Origin of the sequence: Pseudomonas sp. NPDC098747 (genome assembly GCF_044760045.1) — a bacterium.
Classification (GTDB): Bacteria; Pseudomonadota; Gammaproteobacteria; order Pseudomonadales; family Pseudomonadaceae; genus Aquipseudomonas.
In genome coordinates this window covers 1-1,308 of sequence record NZ_JBIWAL010000148.1, presented here as the reverse complement: position 1 = coordinate 1,308, position 1,308 = coordinate 1, and the positions used below count along the sequence as shown (strand labels likewise).

Genomic DNA, 1,308 nt, shown 5'->3' with positions numbered 1-1,308 from the left:
CCAATGATCTGGTTCATCTGACCGTGAATGTTCAGGCGCGCTTCCAGGGCTTGGCCCAGAGCGATGTCCATGATCTCTTCGGTGATGCCCTTGATCTTGATGTCCATCTGCAGCGCGGTAACACCTTTGGCGGTACCCGCTACTTTGAAGTCCATGTCGCCCAGGTGGTCTTCGTCACCGAGGATGTCGGTGAGGATGGCGAACTTCTCGCCTTCTTTAACCAGACCCATGGCGATACCGGCAACCGGCGCCTTCATCGGCACACCAGCGTCCATCAGGGCCAGGGAAGCACCGCAAACGGAAGCCATCGAGCTCGAACCGTTCGATTCGGTGATTTCCGACACGACACGGATGGTGTACGGGAACACGTCAGCGGCAGGCAGCATGGCGGCAATCGAACGACGAGCCAGACGGCCGTGACCGATTTCGCGACGACCAGCACCACCCATGCGACCACACTCGCCCACCGAGAACGGAGGGAAGTTGTAGTGCAGCATGAACGGGTCTTTTTTCTCGCCTTCCAGGGTGTCCAGCAGTTGTGCGTCACGGGCAGTACCCAGAGTCGCGACTACCAGAGCCTGGGTTTCACCACGGGTGAACAAAGCCGAACCGTGAGTCTTCGGCAGAACGCCGACTTCGATGTTCAGCGGACGTACGGTTTTGGTGTCGCGACCGTCGATACGTGGCTTGCCGTTTACGATGTTTTCGCGAACGGTGCGGTATTCGATTTCACCGAATGCAGCTTTGACGTCGCTGGAAGAAGGCTGGCCTTCTTCACCGGACAGCTTGGCCACAACCTGATCCTTCAACTCGCCCAAGCGAGCATAACGGTCGGCCTTGACGGTGATGGTGTAGGCGTCGGAGATCGCAGTGCCGAACTCGGAGCGGATAGCGCCCAGCAGTTCAGTCGCTTCGGCTTGTGGAGCCCAGGCCCAGGTAGGCTTGGCAGCTTCAGCAGCCAGTTCTTTAACAGCGTTGATCACAACCTGGAACTCGTCGTGAGCAAACAGTACAGCGCCCAGCATCTGGTCTTCGGTCAGCTCTTTGGCTTCCGATTCAACCATCAACACAGCTTCCGAGGTACCGGCAACGACCATGTCCAGGCTCGATGCTTTCTGTTGCTCGTAAGTCGGGTTCAGCAGGTAGCCGGTGCTTTCGTGGAAAGCAACGCGAGCAGCGCCGATCGGGCCATCGAACGGAATGCCGGAGATGGCCAGGGCAGCCGAGGTACCGATCATCGCAGCGACGTCCGGATCGGTCTTTTTGCTGGTGGAAACGACGGTGCAGACAACCTGCACTTCGGTCAGG

General features: G+C 58.6%; 1 protein-coding gene. It reads right to left on the bottom strand.

The genetic code is table 11. The features are described 5' to 3' along the window. Nucleotides 1-1,308 (bottom strand): polyribonucleotide nucleotidyltransferase (pnp, locus tag ACIQVE_RS29695; RefSeq protein ID WP_402815528.1); only part of this gene is annotated, 1,308 nt, incomplete at both ends.